This is a genomic window from Actinomadura fulvescens (assembly GCF_039533225.1).
GTDB classification, from domain to species: domain Bacteria; phylum Actinomycetota; class Actinomycetes; order Streptosporangiales; family Streptosporangiaceae; genus Spirillospora; species Spirillospora fulvescens.
This window is the reverse complement of the sequence record NZ_BAAATD010000019.1, coordinates 1-14,333: the sequence shown is the minus strand read 5'-3', so window position 1 is coordinate 14,333 and position 14,333 is coordinate 1. Positions and strand designations below refer to the sequence as shown.

At 66.1% G+C, this 14,333-nt stretch carries 17 protein-coding genes; 7 read left to right on the top strand and 10 right to left on the bottom strand.

Annotation, left to right across the window (positions count from 1 at the left end; translation table 11 throughout):
* Nucleotides 1–97: 97 nt before the first annotated feature.
* Nucleotides 98–775 (top strand): DUF6879 family protein, encoded by a 678-nt coding sequence (locus ABD333_RS42870; protein ID WP_344548411.1) that lies wholly within the window; start codon nucleotides 98–100, stop codon nucleotides 773–775.
* A 295-nt stretch (nucleotides 776–1,070) separates the two neighbouring features.
* On the opposite strand, the gene ABD333_RS42865 is transcribed toward ABD333_RS42870, so the two are convergent.
* The 8 genes from ABD333_RS42865 to ABD333_RS42830 all read right to left on the bottom strand — a co-directional run bounded on the left by ABD333_RS42865 (nucleotide 1,071) and on the right by ABD333_RS42830 (nucleotide 8,485).
* Nucleotides 1,071–1,283 (bottom strand): DUF397 domain-containing protein, encoded by a 213-nt coding sequence (locus tag ABD333_RS42865; protein ID WP_344548410.1) that lies wholly within the window; start codon nucleotides 1,281–1,283, stop codon nucleotides 1,071–1,073.
* A gap of 268 nt (nucleotides 1,284–1,551) precedes the next feature.
* Nucleotides 1,552–1,887, bottom strand: a complete 336-nt coding sequence (locus tag ABD333_RS42860) for a hypothetical protein (protein ID WP_344548409.1) — start codon at nucleotides 1,885–1,887, stop codon at nucleotides 1,552–1,554.
* A 64-nt stretch (nucleotides 1,888–1,951) separates the two neighbouring features.
* Nucleotides 1,952–2,800 (bottom strand): helix-turn-helix domain-containing protein, encoded by an 849-nt coding sequence (locus ABD333_RS42855; RefSeq protein WP_344548408.1) that lies wholly within the window; start codon nucleotides 2,798–2,800, stop codon nucleotides 1,952–1,954.
* A 9-nt stretch (nucleotides 2,801–2,809) separates the two neighbouring features.
* The gene (locus ABD333_RS42850; protein WP_344548407.1) at nucleotides 2,810–3,328 is read right to left on the bottom strand and encodes a DUF6879 family protein; all 519 of its coding nucleotides are present in this window, start codon (nucleotides 3,326–3,328) and stop codon (nucleotides 2,810–2,812) included.
* Nucleotides 3,306–3,566, bottom strand: a complete 261-nt coding sequence (locus ABD333_RS42845; RefSeq protein ID WP_344548406.1) for a hypothetical protein — start codon at nucleotides 3,564–3,566, stop codon at nucleotides 3,306–3,308. Before ABD333_RS42845 ends, ABD333_RS42850 begins: the two co-directional genes overlap by 23 nt.
* 507 nt (nucleotides 3,567–4,073) lie before the next feature.
* The gene (locus ABD333_RS42840) at nucleotides 4,074–6,122 is read right to left on the bottom strand and encodes a pentapeptide repeat-containing protein (protein ID WP_344548405.1); all 2,049 of its coding nucleotides are present in this window, start codon (nucleotides 6,120–6,122) and stop codon (nucleotides 4,074–4,076) included.
* Between the two features lie 669 nt (nucleotides 6,123–6,791).
* Entirely contained in the window at nucleotides 6,792–7,220 is a 429-nt protein-coding gene (locus tag ABD333_RS42835; RefSeq protein ID WP_344548404.1) for a DoxX family protein, read from the bottom strand.
* Nucleotides 7,220–8,485 (bottom strand): FAD-dependent monooxygenase, encoded by a 1,266-nt coding sequence (locus tag ABD333_RS42830; RefSeq protein ID WP_344548403.1) that lies wholly within the window; start codon nucleotides 8,483–8,485, stop codon nucleotides 7,220–7,222. The genes ABD333_RS42835 and ABD333_RS42830 overlap by 1 nt, the downstream gene beginning before the upstream one ends.
* 77 nt (nucleotides 8,486–8,562) lie before the next feature.
* On the opposite strand from ABD333_RS42830, the gene ABD333_RS42825 reads away from it, so the two are divergent.
* Nucleotides 8,563–9,135 (top strand): TetR/AcrR family transcriptional regulator, encoded by a 573-nt coding sequence (locus ABD333_RS42825; RefSeq protein WP_344548402.1) that lies wholly within the window; start codon nucleotides 8,563–8,565, stop codon nucleotides 9,133–9,135.
* A 539-nt stretch (nucleotides 9,136–9,674) separates the two neighbouring features.
* Here ABD333_RS42825 and ABD333_RS42820 read toward each other — a convergent pair.
* Nucleotides 9,675–10,748, bottom strand: a complete 1,074-nt coding sequence (locus ABD333_RS42820; RefSeq protein ID WP_344548401.1) for a hypothetical protein — start codon at nucleotides 10,746–10,748, stop codon at nucleotides 9,675–9,677.
* A gap of 569 nt (nucleotides 10,749–11,317) precedes the next feature.
* On the opposite strand from ABD333_RS42820, the gene ABD333_RS42815 reads away from it, so the two are divergent.
* The 3 genes from ABD333_RS42815 to ABD333_RS42805 are packed head-to-tail and all read left to right on the top strand — an operon-like array spanning nucleotide 11,318 to nucleotide 12,226.
* Complete coding sequence (locus tag ABD333_RS42815) at nucleotides 11,318–11,710, top strand: hypothetical protein (protein ID WP_344548400.1); 393 nt, start codon at nucleotides 11,318–11,320, stop codon at nucleotides 11,708–11,710.
* Nucleotides 11,710–12,000, top strand: coding sequence for a hypothetical protein (locus ABD333_RS42810; RefSeq protein ID WP_344548399.1), 291 nt, complete (start codon nucleotides 11,710–11,712; stop codon nucleotides 11,998–12,000). Before ABD333_RS42815 ends, ABD333_RS42810 begins: the two co-directional genes overlap by 1 nt.
* Nucleotides 11,990–12,226: a hypothetical protein gene (locus tag ABD333_RS42805; protein ID WP_344548398.1), complete on the top strand. Its 237-nt coding sequence runs from the start codon at nucleotides 11,990–11,992 to the stop codon at nucleotides 12,224–12,226. Before ABD333_RS42810 ends, ABD333_RS42805 begins: the two co-directional genes overlap by 11 nt.
* 127 nt (nucleotides 12,227–12,353) lie before the next feature.
* Here the strand turns inward: ABD333_RS42805 and ABD333_RS42800 are convergent, their stop codons facing one another.
* A complete protein-coding gene (locus ABD333_RS42800) occupies nucleotides 12,354–13,208 on the bottom strand; it encodes a GntR family transcriptional regulator (RefSeq protein WP_344548397.1) in 855 nt (284 codons plus the stop codon).
* Between the two features lie 265 nt (nucleotides 13,209–13,473).
* Here ABD333_RS42800 and ABD333_RS42795 point away from each other — a divergent pair, with 265 nt between their 5' ends.
* Together ABD333_RS42795 and ABD333_RS42790 are read left to right on the top strand one after the other, a co-directional pair.
* Nucleotides 13,474–14,061: an ATP-binding protein gene (locus ABD333_RS42795; RefSeq protein ID WP_344548396.1), complete on the top strand. Its 588-nt coding sequence runs from the start codon at nucleotides 13,474–13,476 to the stop codon at nucleotides 14,059–14,061.
* A 9-nt stretch (nucleotides 14,062–14,070) separates the two neighbouring features.
* The coding region (locus tag ABD333_RS42790) for a hypothetical protein (protein WP_344548395.1) at nucleotides 14,071–14,333 on the top strand (263 nt) is incomplete at its 3' end.

Here is a 14,333-nt window from a genome sequence, read left to right as displayed (position 1 = left end):
TCTCGGGGCCGAGGCCCGAGCGACGGGAAGCTGCCGCCCGATCAAGAGTCGATCAACCGGTTCTCTGATCGGCTGTACGGTTTGCTCGCGGAGGCGCATGATGTCATCGCAGAACTTCGAGGAAATATTCGCGGCGATGCTCCGCGAAGCGAACCATGAGGCCCTACATCTGGAGTTGAGGGACTTCTACGGCCCTCCGTCCAAGACGTTCGCGGACTGGAAAGCCGGCGTCGACTACGACCCTGCGGACAAGTTTGCGCGCTGGGTGTCACTCGTCCGCGAAACCACCGCACGTGGAGTCGTGGTCCGCCGGGCCCGCATCGTCGGTACTCCGGTCAGTGAGTACACGCGATATCTCCACTGGACGACGAGCATGAACATCGGAGCCGACGAACGGGTGCGATGGTTGGCGCGTCGTGGCGCGGCTGATCTGTGCCTCACCGGCGCCGACTTTTGGGTGATTGACAAGGTCGTCGTCTACTGGAACCACTTCTCCGGCGACAGCATCCTCACCGAGGTCGAACGAGACGACCGGGAGGCATCGGCCAAGCTCGCGCGTTCAGCCTTTGAAGCCGCCTGGGCAAGGGGTATCGATCATCCCGGCCGTGCCGACGCGATGGGGCTTGCCGATTTTCAGCCGACGACGATGACGGCTAGCGCAAGGTATTTGCTTCCCGCCAAGGGAAAGCCCCAGGACAGGTCGTTGCCGGCCTGGAGGTCGGCCAGCGCGGAGCCGAACCGGTCCTGTCGATTGATGCCGGTGGCCTGCGAGTGAGCCATCTTCGGCGCGTGCTGGTCGAAGACCTCTTCCAGCCAGCTCACGGCCTCGTCGGGCGTGCTGGCCTTTCGTTGCAACATGCTCTGTGGCTTCTTCAGCCAGTCGCGTGTCAGGACCGGAGGGGTGGCCATGCTGAGGTCTCCGCACAGCGAGTCGCGTTTGGGGCCTTGGGCGGTGGCGGTGTCGCCGTGCCAGCAGTAGCAGTGAAAGGCCATCGAACGGCATCCTTCGAACAAGGGCAGGCCCCGCCTGGCCATCCCCAGGGCGGGGCCTGCTCATGTGATGGGAGTGGCTAGACCGGGATGGGGGTCAGGGCCGGGGAGTCTTCCGGCAAGTCGAACTCGCCCGCCTTGGCTCCGGCGATGAAGTCGCGCCACTCGAAGTGGTCGAACGTGGAGACGTTGCCCTGCTCGTCGGTGACAATGACCGCGTCACGCACGATGGCGACGTTCACACAGCCACACGTCTCCTGCTGTCCGTCGCACTGGCTGGACTTGATGAACACAGGGCCTCCCTTGGGCCTTCGAGGATGTGGAACCGGCCGACCGCGCCGCGCTATCCGTTAGGCGTGGCCAGCCGGGGATCATGGGCCGGTGCGTGCGGCATCTGGTCTGTGATGCCTTCGACGATCGGAGCGGCATTGGTCCCTCGGGGCGGCCATGTCGCCTGGTGAGGATTGCAGGCCACCGTTCCGCCGACGTGCTCCCACCAGCCGGGGCCGTAGGCGATGGGCTTGCGGCAATGACGGCAGCGCTGGGTCCCAGCCGCGGTAGTCATCGCACCGCCCGAACGTGGACACCCAGATAGCGACCAACAGCCTCGGCGACACCCGCAGGGTCCTCCACCGGCCCGATCGTGCCGTCGGTCTCAGCCCAGATGAACCACCAGCCCGAACCAACAAACTCGGCCCCGACCTCGGTACGACGACAAGCATGCTCGGAATTGATCACATGCAGAACCGGCACACCGGCCCGCCTGACAACCCCGCACGACATACCGCCGTGCTCCCGAACCGCCTCGTCTAGGACGGACAGGAACGTGCGACGCTCACCGATGCGCGTCGGGGTCTCGGCGTCGGGGGCCGCACTGCTGGGTGTGTCGAAGCTCATGTGTAGAACGCTAAGAAGCAGCACTCATCGGCGGCCACGAACTTGCGTCAACTTGCAAGCGAACTCACAGAGTGGCGATCGCGGTCGTGATCAAACGCCGCGCCTCCGCACCAGTTACCGCCATCGCGGACAACTCTGCAAAGGTCCGCCGATACAGGTCCAACTCTCCTGCCTGTTCCACTGTGATCTTGGCTGAGACGGTTTCGATGACGACCTGCTCGTCATCCAAGATCCAGAATCCTTCGACCGGCCAAATTGAACGATCAGCGGTAAACGGAACAATGCTGAGCGACACCGAAGGCAGAGCCATGACGTCGAGTAGATGGCCGAGTTGGCCAGCCATTATCTCCGGCCCGCCGATGCGAGCGCGCAGTACAGCCTCTTCGATCACGACGCCGAAGCGATGAACACCCGAGTAGAGCAGACGTTGCCGTTCCAGACGCGCCATGGCCGCCTCTTCGCCATCACCGGGGATCGAGAAGAACTCGGCTATTCGATCAAGAAGTGCGCTTGCATATCCCTGGGTCTGAAAGAAACCAGGAACTACCCCTGGTTCATAGATACGAAATGTTTCTGTCTGCTCCCACAGTGGCAACACGGCTTCTTGTAGCCGCTTCAGGCCTCCACGCTGCATGCGTTGCCATTCCACATAGGCCGAATCGAGTTGGCGATTGATGGTAATAAGCTCGGCAACTGTTTGTTCACCGGCTCCACACGCGGCAGACCACGCCGCAATGTCGGAATCTGTGAGTGCCTGCTTTCCACTCTGGATACGGCTGCATTTCGACTCATGCCAGCCGCATGCGGCCGCCAACTCCCGGGCGGACAGGCCGGAATCCAGACGAAGCTCTCTCAGTCGTGATGCCAGTGCCTCACGGGCCCGCTGAATGGACGATGAAGGATGTGTGGCCATGATGGAGCGCTAGACCGGCCGGTACTCCTGATGATCAACTGCTCGTTCCCATACCGACTCAAAGGCGCTGGAGCAGAGTTCGGCCAGCGCCGGGTCGCGAGTTACTTCATTACTGGCCCACTCGCCGTCACCAGTGAAGTGGTTCCACACAAGGACAGAAGAATCAAAGACCCAAAAATCCGCTGGGGGAATAACGAGTCCAGCGGTCCGGTGGCGAGGAAGCCAGCGAACCACTTCCCCGGCCGCCAAGTTCACCGACGGCGTACATGCCCAAAGCCAACGGCTATAGCTGGACAGTGGCTCCGATACTATGCGCGCCCTCCGAACCCTGACACCTCTTTCAACCGCCTTGCCTACAGTGGAGATCCACCATTCGTCGTTAGCGTCCTTGGCAACGACGCCCGTCTCCTGCCATCTCGTGAATGAAGCATCCGCCATGTAGGCATCGCGTGACTCCAGATGAACTGCCGAGTTGGCCGCTGCGGTGAGGAGGTTCTCAAACCTCTCATTGGTCAGGGGCGTCCCCATCAAGAGCCTCCAACGCCTTGAGGATCATTGGCTTCATGCGAGCAGGGAGACGCACTGATGATTCGTTGTCAGCAGTGCGGCTGTGCGAGGAGATCTCCGCCAGCACCGCTGCGTCGGTCTCGGTCCAGCCCTGAAACACGAGCTCATTGGTGGCGCGGTCCAAGAAGACCGCCGGAGACCCCTGGTTCTTGCTGGTGTCGTCCTTGCCATAGAACTCTAGAGCCACGATGACCTCCAAGGCAGACCGTGTGCACCAACTTGCGTGCTCCAGCAGCTGAATCCTCTGTCTTGCGCTTTCCCACGTCAAGGTGTGCAGATCACCGATCAAGGGAGGCGAGGAGGAAGCCGCTGGTCAGCCGAGGACTAGCTGTACGAACTTTGAAAGCACACCCCTCCAGCCCAGATGCGTCCATCTGGGCGAAAGGGATGTACCACGGAAGGGGTGGGGGGTCTGGGGGCGGAGCCCCCGGCTTGGGGTTTGGGGCGGGAGTCCCAATGGGGCTGTCCGAGCGTTGGCGAGGGCGATGCTCTCTAGCGGCGTTGCCGCTTCTCCCGCTCCCCTATCCCCTGGGGGGACGAGGGGAGGAGGAAGGCCCGTTGAAGCGGGGCCTTATGGGCAGGCGTGGGGGTTGGTTTGCAGCGGGTGGGGGTTCTAGGGATGGGCCCGGCTTGGGGTTGGGGTGGGGGCTTGAATGAGGGCTGTCGGACGTTAGCGAGGGCGGGGTCTCGGCGGCGGTGCCGCTTTTCACGATCGTCCGGCGGTGTCGGTGATCGCGCCGTCCAGGCTCGTGCGCTGGAGATCCAGTGTGCTCAGGTCGCATCCGCGCAGGTCGACGTCGGTCAGGTCACACTCACGGAACGAAGTGTGGTCGAGGGTCGCACCGGTGAAGGCCGCGCCGGTCAAGATTGCCGGCTGGATCATCGCTTTGCCCAGCCGCGTGAAGGCGATGGTCGCGTTGACCAACTCGCTGTGGCCGAACCCCGCCCTGGTCAGGTCGACGCCGGCCAGATTGGCGCCGGTCAGGTCGGCACCGGAAAAGATGGCGCCGAGTGCGGAGGCTCCCGACAGATCCGCGCCGGCGAGATTGGCGCCGGCGAAGACCATCTTGTCGAGGTCCAGTCCACGCAGATCTGCGCCGGAAAGATCGAGTTCCTGCTCCGCGTTGTCGGCTCGCCACTGGTTGAAGGCGAACGGGCCCTGTCTCAGGATCTCGATGACGTCAGAACGCTCCGCCTGCCCAGGATCATCGGCGACGTGCGGGGCGAGGGCGGCGGTCTCCGCCCTGGCACTGGCGAGTTCCGCGGCGAGTTTCTCGTCGTACGGATACATCTCCGCCATCGCTTCCGTCATCGCGAGGCGGGTGCTCAGCAGTCTCAGCGCGTTGTCCTGGTCGCCGTCGCTCTTGGCCAGGTCAGCGAGGCGTTGGAAGGCCAGGCCGGCTTCGATGGCCGTTTCCGGGTTCGTGTTCGCTTGGAAGAGCCGGGTGCGGATCGAAGAGCACTCGGACCAGATCTCGTATTCCTTGTCCTTGTACTCCGGCAGATTGAGCGCGCGGTAGACCTCGCCGAGGTGCTGCAGCGAGGTGGCGAGCCGCTGGTCTGCTTCGATAAAGGCCGGATGCTCGGCCGCGAGCTCGTGGTAAATGTCCACCGCGACCGTGAGCACGGCCTCGGCCTCCACCAGCTGGCCGTCGGCGAACCGAGCTTGGCCGCAGATGTCGTGCGCGGCGCCGAGGCAAAACCTGGCCTCGTCGCGCTGCGCGTGGGTGGCGGCCCACTCCTTGACGGCGGGCAACGATCGTTCGGCCACCTCTCGCGCGGCGCGCGGGAAGCCGTGCCGGATCAGCATGGCGACCAGGTGGTCACGGATGGGACGGTGATGGCCGTTGCCCGCCGGCACGTACGGCGCGATCTCTCCCAGCAGCGCCATCCCCGCGTACTCGGCGTCGGTGTCCAAGCTCTCCACGACGGCGAGAACGAAGTGCGTCAGGTCGCCCATCCCCTGAACCGCTACCAGGTGCCGACAGACCGCGACGTAGTCGTCGAACGTGCCGTCGCCGTGCGTACGGCTGTAGTGCATGTTCATGGCGCGTTCGTGACGGTCGGCGATCGCCGGACCTTGGAACGGTGCCAGCAGCTCCGCGATCCAGCGGTCGGCGAAGTAGACGGTTTCCCCGTCCCACCCCTCCCACGCGTTGAGCAACCCGAGCTCGGCGAGCCGGGCTGCGGTGGCCCGCACGCTGTTGAGCGCCTTCCGCTTGGGTTCCGGGCGCTGCCGCACGTCCGGCCCGCTGGTGTCGCAGGCCACGGCCAGGTCGCGTGCGGTGATCGGGACGGTGGAGATCGCGGCCTGGAGCAGGGTCTCTCGCTGCTGCCCTGTCAGCTCGGCCATGACGAGGTCGAGCGGCACGGCCCCCGGTGTCACGGCCGCGAGCCTCGTCCCGTCGGGATTCGCCGACAGCCAGGCGTCGACCAATTGCAGTGAACGTGGATGCGCCGCGGTCGTGCGGACCACACGCTCCCGGGTGGCCGCATCCACCGTGGACAGGAACGGCAGTCCCCTTGCCAGCTCGATTCCCGCGGTGAGGTCCAAAGGGTCGAGCCGCAGGACACCGAACCGATCGATGGTCGACGGCGGCAGCGGCGTCCGGCTCGTCACCAGCACTCGCCCCCGATCGGCGGCCTCGCACAGTCGGTCGAACGCCGCGCCGAAGCCGGGATCCAGGTAGCCCGTGCCGCCCAGGTTCTGGCTCAGGTCGTCGAAGAGCAGAACGAGGGGAAAGCTCTTCAGCAATCGGCAAATCGTGTCGAACACGACATCGTCCGACGGAGCCAGGCGGAGGGCCTCAAATTTCGGAGGGATTTCCCCGCCCCAACCCGAGAAGGCCTCTGTGACACCTCGGAAGAGCGTTTGCGGAGACCACCTGCCCACTACGGCGGCCACTCCCCAGCCATCGGCCTGAAGACGCCCGAGCACCTGGCGAGCCAGGGCGCTTTTACCCGCCCCCGCCCCTCCGGTGATCACGAGCCCGGCCGGACCTGCGGCCAGCATGTTCAGCGCGGCCCGTACGTCCGACTCTCTGGCCAGGGCAGGCGAACCGAGCCGTCGCACCTCCGGGCTCATATTCGCTTCCACATTCACGATCGCCCTCCGGCAGGCACGACGAATTCGACCGATCAGGCCCGATTTCGGGTGAGCCTACTTGATCGTCGGTGATTTCTAAGGCGATCTCTGGAATGAGCAATGTTCGCCCTGTGGCCGGGCGCGATGTATGCGAGTAGTTCGTCGGCGACGTCGCGACCTGAGCCACCGCAAGGTCTACGCGAACATTGGTGTGCCGTTGGAGAACGTCGAGGTCACCCACTGGTGCCGCGACGACGCCGAACCCGCAGCCTGACCCGCATCCGGGGTCCGCCCACAACGAGCCGGGGCCGTAACAATCGATCGGATACGGCCCGCCGTTCATGGGATGATCAGCGCCGCCGCGGCGATGAAGACCATCTGCAGTGCGGTGCGGCGGCCGATCGGGTCGCCTTGCGCCACCTTGCGACGGGCGGCCGAGACGTTCGCCGGGAACATCACGATCATTAGTGTGATGAGGCAGGCCGCGGCGACGGGCGCGGTCGCTGGGATGAGGACGCCGATGGCCCCGGCGAGTTCGAGGATGCCGGTGAGCGTGACGAGCAGTCCGGGGTTGGGGAGTGCCGGCGGGACCATGGCGATGAGATCGGCGCGGAGCGGCGGATAGAAGTGCGCGAAGGTGGTGAGCAGGAACATCATCGCGACGCCCACGCGCAGCGCCGGCTGCCAGCCGTCCAGTGCGTCGATGCCGGCGGCGCCGGCCAGCCGGGCACCGCCGAACCCCACCAGGAGCGCGAAGAGTGGTGGCATCAGAGTGTCCTTCCTCCGGCGGTCGCCGGATCTGCGGAATCCGCTTCGGGGCCTGCTGGTGCGGTGGGTGAGGGCGGGTAGTCGTCGATGGTCATGGAGTTGTAGAGGCGTGCGCTTTTGGTGGTGAGGCGGAGGAGGGTGCGGCTGGGTTTCGCGGGCAGGGCGGAGATCAGGCGGGCGCCCTGGGCCAGTCCCCATCCGCCGAGGCGGGACGTGGGGATCAGGGTTTTGGCTGCGCTCAGCGCGGCTGCGTGGCTGCCGCGTACGTGTTCGGTCATGGCGCGCTGGTAGGCGGGGAAGGCGCGCTGGTGGTCGCCGCGCGCCCGTGCGAGTTCCCCGGCGAGGAGGTAGGCGCCGACGACGGCCAGGGTGGTGCTGCCGCCGACGGCCGGGCCGGGGCAGTAGCCGGCGTCGCCGACGAGCGTGGTCCTTCCCCGTGACCAGGTGTCCATGTGGAGCTGGGTGATCGAGTCGAAGTAGAACGCGGGGGTGCGGTCGAGTTCGTCCAGCCAGCGGTCCACGTCGGAGTGCATGCCGTCGAACGCGGCGCGCAGGAGTTCCTTCTGGCGGGGCACGTCGTGGTGGTGGTAGTCGAGTTCGTGCTCGCTGCGGAACAGGAACAACGCTCGGGCGTCGCCCAGGTGCCGCGCGCCGTACATGCCGGCGGTGCGGCCCACGCCGACGTGGATGAGGAGCTCGCCGTCGAGGCCGGAGGCGTTGGGCAGGGTCAGCACCCCGAAATAGGCCCCGATGAAGGTGTTGAAGCGGGACTCGTCGCCGAAGACCAGGCGGCGCACGTTGGAGTGCAGCCCGTCCGCGCCGACGACCAGGTCGAAGCGGCGCGGCGCGGCGTTCTCGAACCGCACCTCGCCGTCGGGTGAGATCGCGGTGATCGAGTCGCCGAAGACGTACTCGACGTCGTCGCGCGTGACGTCGTAGTAGATCTCGCTCAGGTCGTCGCGCATGATCTCGACGTGCCGGTCGGTGGCGCTGAAGACCTTGGACAGGTCCACGTGGACGGGCCGCCGCGCGCCCTCGCGGTAGAGGGTCATCCGGCTCGCGCCGGTGGCCCGTTCCTGGACGCGCGCGAGCACGCCCATCTGCTCGGAGATGTTCATGGCGGGCCAGAACAGGTCGACCGCGTGGCCGCCGGTCTTGCGCAAAGTCGGCGCGCGCTCCACAACGGTGACGCAGAAGCCGTGCCTGGTCAGCCAGTACGCCAGTACCGGACCGGCGACGCTGGCGCCGGAGATGAGAATCCGCATGAATCCGCCTCCTTACTTAACGATAGGTAAGCGTAACACGAGTACTTACCTATCGTTAAGTAAGATATGCTGGCGGCATGCCTCGCCCCTCCGCCACCAAACAGCGGATCCTGGAGGTCGCCCGCGAACTCTTCGTCCAACAGGGTGTGCAGCGGACCAGCCTGCAGGAGATCGCCCACCGGCTGGGCATCACCAAGCCGGCGCTCTACTACCACTTCTCCTCACGCGAGGACCTGGTTCGCAGCATCGTGCAGCCGATCATCGACGAGGAAGAGTCGTTCCTGGCACGTCAGGAGGCGCTGGACGAGGTAGAGCCCCGCGCCCTGCTGGAGGGCTACTTCGACTTCCACTACCGCCACCGCAGAGAGATGGTGCTCATGCTCAGCGAGCTGACCACCCTCGCCGACCTGGGCCTGATCGACCGCGTGATGGACTGGCGCGGGCGGCTGACCAAGCTGCTACACGGCGCCGAACCTACGCTGGAGCAGGCCACCCGGGCCGCGATCGCCTTCGGCGGCCTCCAGGACTGCACGATCCAGTTCGCCGGCGTGCCAAAGGACGAGCTCCGCCGCGCGGCCGTGGACGGCGCCTGTGCGGCCCTGGGCATCGAGCCGCAGAACGACCCTACGCCTGACCTGCGAGTTCGTTGAGCCTGCTCATCTACCCCAAGCCAGCAAGCGGCCTACCCCCGATTATGCCCAGCCAGATTCTGATCACGAGTTCTTCAACCCCCACTCCACGTTCACCGTGCGGCCGGTCATAAAAGCCGCAGCCACCGAACGGCGCCCTGCCGGTGGAGAGGATTGGCGGGGCGTCGTCACTTGTGCGGGTAGTTTGCTGCTCATCCCGTTGTGCAGCTCGGGCAAACGAACCGGCCAGCGCGCTTGATCTTCAGCCCGCCGCACGTGCCGCACAGGTGCGCGTCTGGGTCGCATGTCTCGCCCAGCTCGAACGGCGGTCCTGCGCATACGCAGCGGATCTCGATCCAGCGCCATCCCGGCTTGCCGACCAGGATCAAGGAGCGGCGGCCCCGGCACAGGTGGCATGGCTGGTCAGTCGTCATCGGGGATCTCGCCGCTGCCCTGGCAGTTGGTGCAGCCGACCCATCTCTCGGGTTGGCCGTTCTTGAGAATCCACCAGCCGCCGTTTCCCTTGCACACGCGCCGCACGTCGCCATGCCCGGGCCCGGTCAGGTGGCGGCGGTCAACGCTGGGACGGGCGCGGTCTTGGCCAGCACTTCGCGGAACTCGCGGACGGCGGGGGCGTCGCGTTGTTCTGACGGTACGGCCTCAAGGGCCATGTTGCCGGTCGCGGTGCTGAGATGGGTTCGGGCGGAGACGGGCACCTGATCAAGGACGGTGGAAGCCTGCCGCGCGCCGTGGTCGATGCCGCCGTTCACGATGGTGCACAACGCCTCGTGGAGGCGGACGTTGACGGCGTAGGGCGATGCGCCACCGAGTCGATGCCCGGCGGGTCCGCTGAGTACGAGTTCGCGGGCGGTGTCGGCGGCGGCCTCATTGCCCGCGCTGGCGTAAACCCAGCTTTGGGCGAAGTGCACTTGATCGAATACCCACAACGTGGGGAAGATGCCGCCCCGGCTGTCGGGTCCGCCGTAACCGGCGTAGAGGTTCAGGGCTTCCATGGCTTGGTCGTGTCGGCCAAGCAGAGTCAGGGCCTTGGCGCGGGTCCCAGCGAGGTCGGCCTTCCAGAACGAGGGGGCGTCCCCAGCCGCCCGTTCCGCACTCTGAACCAGGGTCAAGACCGTCCCTACTTCGCGCTGACCGTAGAGCCCTATCCCGGCTTCCTCGCAGCGGATCATCATCCGGAGATCAAGGTCTCCGGTGTGGTCGGCGGCGGCGCGCGCGGTCCGCCACCATCGGATGGCGGCGCCGTGATCGCCGAGCCGTGTCAACAAGTGCGCGTGAAGCATCGCAAGCGCGGCCTCTACCCGCCGTAGTTCGATGCGGTCCGCAGTGGGCGGGCTGGTCTGGAGTTGGCAGCCGAGGGCGAGCAGATCGATGACCAGATCTTCGCGGGCTTGCACCGGAGGGCGGGTGCGAAGTGCGTGGAGGTGATCCACACAGGCGAGATGCCATTCGTCAAGGTCGCGGGGTTCGGCGGTGAGAGCGAGGTCGAGCAGGTGTCGAAAGGGTTCAGTGCCCCATGTGCCGGCGGTAATCCCGAGTGTGGTGATCAGTTGGAGTGCGGCGCGGCGTTTCACGTCGTCTTCGTCCCCGGTGTCGGGAGTGGTGCTGATGTCCACGGTACCTGTGAGGACCGTGGTCGGACCTTGGGGAGGTGCAGGGAACAGCTCCTCCACGGTCTTGCCGGTGATGCGGGAGTACAGGACGCGGTAGCGCTCGCTAGGGGCGTGGTCGCCGCGTTCCCATTGGCGGATCATGTCGGTGAGGGACTCGATCCCGGGCAAGGGGTCCTCACCGGGTTGGACGGCGCGGCGCATGATGATGGCCCACTTCTGGCGTGAGTAGCGGGGGCGCCCGTCGGAGCGGCGAGGGTCCTCGCGTGCCCGGCGTAGGCGTGCTCCGATCGCCTTGTTGATCTCCTTGCGGTCGGCCGTCATGTAGATGCGCCTCCCGGGCGTCCCGTCCAGCGGTGAAGGGCGGAGTCTCCTTCGCTCTACTCATTCTCCACCTGGGACTGCGCCCGGGGACGCGTTTTCCTGAGAGGCAGCGGGGCGCGTACCGACTGCCTGTTGTTCCCCGTGCGGTCACGATTCAGGTTCGAGGTGCGCGTCCCGCCTGTAGACGGCAAGCGGCCCCGGCGGCGTTACGAGCGCCGTTCCCCGGGGCCTGACCCGATGGAGGTCGGGCTATGGGCAAGGTAGCCGATGCGCCGCCGTGGGCGGCGACAGATGTCGATCCCGAGGTGCTCCTTGGTGAGCTGAAGCGCCGGTTCGCGGGGGTGATGATCTGGCGCGGGGAGTTCACCGGGTCGTGGTTCGCCGCGCCGCGCCTGTTCGGTGAGGTCCGGTTGATCGAGTCGAAGTTCCCCGCCGAGCTGGCGTGCCGGTTGGAGGAGCTTGGCGCGCGTCGTCGGGCTGTCCCGGGCGGGTCCCCGGACGACGCGGCGGCGAGACGTGCAGAGTCAGCTCTCGCCGCCGCGTCCACCATCGTCGCGTCTCCGCCCCGCGCCTCCGCGTGTGGTCGCCACGTGCGGCGCCGTCGTGGATTGCTGCGGCGCCTGTTGGACGGGTGGGAGGTGTGATGTCGCGGGAGGAGGTCGCGCGGCGCCGGGACGCGGTTCACTCGCTGGCGGTGGAGTTGCTGTCGCGTGGCTGGTACGTATCGCAGGCCGGGGCGTGGATGTGGGTCGCGCCGGTCCGGCTCGGCCCCGGTCGTGAGATCGGCGTCATCCACGACGGATTCGTGTGGCAGAAGGGCGGCTGCTACATCTGGCCGTCGTTCGCGCCGGTCGATGACATCTCGCACGCCGCAGACGTGGTTCAGAAGGAGTTGGGTGGCACGTGTCCGGGGAGGGGGCCCGATGACCGGTGACCGGCCGGGTGTGGTGTCGGCGTTCGTGCCGTTCGCTCCCGACACCGCGCAGGCGTTGGAGGCCGAGGTCGCCCGTAGTGGGTTCAACCGCGCGCAGGTCATCGATTTCGCGGTGCGGGCGTGGACGCTGTTGCAGCGCCACCAGGCCAGCGGCGGCCAGATCTATCTGAAGCAACCGGACGGCACCGTGCACGAGGTGGTGTTCGAACCCCGGGTCCGGCGCTGACGGGGGACGGAGGGGACGCACCACGGAAGGGTGGGGCACTCCTTCCGCACGGGCCCATGCGGCTATGTGGCATGAGGCACCATCCCGAGCGATGCCGACGCGACAATCGGACACGTGGAGACCGGCGCTAGTTCTTGTTCCGGCCGGCCACGGGTGGTCCATCAGGTCCTTTGTCGGTGTGGGGCCATCTCGCGGTTTCGTCGCGGACGAGCCTGGACAGCTCTTCCATCCGGTCGGACGGAATGATCACCTGTGTGACTTCCAGGGCGTTCTCGTCCTTGGCGGAGTAGCCGATGCGGACGATCTCCCAGATCGGCAGCGAGACCGGGATCTTCAGCAGGCCGGCTTCTTCCTGCTCGGGCATGCGCACCCGGCGCCGTTCCATCCATTCGATCGGGCCATGGCCTGCCGCCTCCAACCGATCGAGCCAGGCCCCGGGTCCCGTGCCATGAGATTCCTTGACCTCCGGTGCATCACTTACGCCACGCGGATGGATCCACGTCGCGCTGATCTGGAAGGGAGGCTCTCCAGGCGGACCTGTCACTCGCAGTCGTCGCAGGATCTTCGCGCCGACCTTGACGTTGAGCATATGGGCCAAGCGGGCGTCGCTCATCGGCTGTTCAGAAACGTCGGGCTCCCTGTGGTGCACCCACAGTTCGTTGCCCTGCGCCGCCGGGAAGCTGTATCCGCCTGATGCGGCCTTGCCGTCGATCACATGCCTGGTATTGCGCCGGACCACGTTCGTCCGCATGATCGTGCGGCGCTGCTGGTGCCGTACGACCGTGCCTCGACGTGGCACCGCCCAGACTCGCTCCTCTGACTCCAGCTTCTTGATCGCGGCAGCGACCACGTTGCGGGAGACCCCGTACTCCTTGGCGAGCTCAGAGTGGATCGGCATCTTGTCGCCCGGCGCCCACTCACCGCCATCGATGCGCTGCCGCAGGCTGTCGGCGATCTCCAGGTACCGAGCGGCAGCTCCCATGAGCCCACCTCTCTCCAGCAGAGCAGCCACCATGATGACAGACGATTTGTTGAAGCAAATCGGTGGCGAGTCCCTGTTACCTCCCTATGCCGACCTCACCAGGAGGGGCTTCCCCGGCATGTTGAACACAACCTCGCGACGGTCGACCGTCCAGCCGTCCAAGCAGATTGATCTCCCCGGCGCAGCCTACGCCTGAGCACCGGCATGGTTCCGGGCACAAGCGAAACCACCCGGCACCGGATCGCGCAAGCGGAGGTCACAGGCCATGACGACCCTGAGCGAAAGGCTTCAGGCGCATGGGCGCGAATTCAGGAAAGGCGTGATCGCCACTCCCGCGGTGGTGGGCATGCTGCGCGATCTCACGGAGTTGCATCTCCATAAATGGGGGCTCAGCGCCCAGGTCGAGACCGCGACGCTCGTGGTCAGCGAACTCGTGACCAATGCGGTGAACGTCAGCCGTGGACGTCTGATCGGCTTTCAGGTCGTCTGCCTTCCCGCAGTCCTCGTGATCGAGGTCTGGGACCCGGCGGAGGCCAAGCCCGCCATGAAGAAGGTCGGGCCCGTGGAAACCACGGGACGTGGACTGCTCATCGTCGAGACGGTCACCCAGGCATGGGGCATCCGCGACCACCCTCCCGAGACAGGCGGCAAGACCGTCTGGGCATGTCTCGCGCTGGAGTCCCTTAACCCGCTTCTGGACGGGCGGGGTTTCGAAGCAGGTCATGGCAACCCGCAGGATTTCCCAATTTCCTCTGGGCGGTCGCAGGTCGCCGAGCCTGCTCCCGATGGTTCCGCACCCCGTTCGCCCGGAGGTTTCAAGCAGCGCGGTAAAGGACCGCGCCAGAGGCTCTAGGAGGAGCCTGTGACGATCGCAATGGAAAGGACGGCCCAAGCCGTCAAAGATCCCCGCGAGTTGGTGTCGTCCGAGGTCTATGACCTCCTGGTGGCCGACATCATCAAGTACAACCACGTCACGCGGCAGTATGCCGAGCGGATGATGGGCCAGGCGCTGGTTTTCCTCAAGGCCCAGGCCGACATCATGCGGGCCTACGACGCCAACCCCGGCGAGTGGACCCGGATCGTGCCCTCGGTTCCGGTGGATGAAGGGTGGCACGCCTTCCTCAA

Coding starts and splice junctions, on each gene's coding strand:
- ABD333_RS42855 (WP_344548408.1), bottom strand. CDS start 2,800: ATGGCCACACATCCTTCATCGTCCATTCAGCGGGCCCGTGAGGCACTG.
- ABD333_RS42815 (WP_344548400.1), top strand. CDS start 11,318: ATGGGCAAGGTAGCCGATGCGCCGCCGTGGGCGGCGACAGATGTCGAT.
- ABD333_RS42830 (WP_344548403.1), bottom strand. CDS start 8,485: ATGCGGATTCTCATCTCCGGCGCCAGCGTCGCCGGTCCGGTACTGGCG.
- ABD333_RS42800 (WP_344548397.1), bottom strand. CDS start 13,208: ATGGGAGCTGCCGCTCGGTACCTGGAGATCGCCGACAGCCTGCGGCAG.
- ABD333_RS42850 (WP_344548407.1), bottom strand. CDS start 3,328: ATGGGGACGCCCCTGACCAATGAGAGGTTTGAGAACCTCCTCACCGCA.
- ABD333_RS42835 (WP_344548404.1), bottom strand. CDS start 7,220: ATGCCACCACTCTTCGCGCTCCTGGTGGGGTTCGGCGGTGCCCGGCTG.
- ABD333_RS42805 (WP_344548398.1), top strand. CDS start 11,990: ATGACCGGTGACCGGCCGGGTGTGGTGTCGGCGTTCGTGCCGTTCGCT.
- ABD333_RS42860 (WP_344548409.1), bottom strand. CDS start 1,887: ATGAGCTTCGACACACCCAGCAGTGCGGCCCCCGACGCCGAGACCCCG.
- ABD333_RS42825 (WP_344548402.1), top strand. CDS start 8,563: ATGCCTCGCCCCTCCGCCACCAAACAGCGGATCCTGGAGGTCGCCCGC.
- ABD333_RS42870 (WP_344548411.1), top strand. CDS start 98: ATGATGTCATCGCAGAACTTCGAGGAAATATTCGCGGCGATGCTCCGC.
- ABD333_RS42795 (WP_344548396.1), top strand. CDS start 13,474: ATGACGACCCTGAGCGAAAGGCTTCAGGCGCATGGGCGCGAATTCAGG.
- ABD333_RS42810 (WP_344548399.1), top strand. CDS start 11,710: ATGTCGCGGGAGGAGGTCGCGCGGCGCCGGGACGCGGTTCACTCGCTG.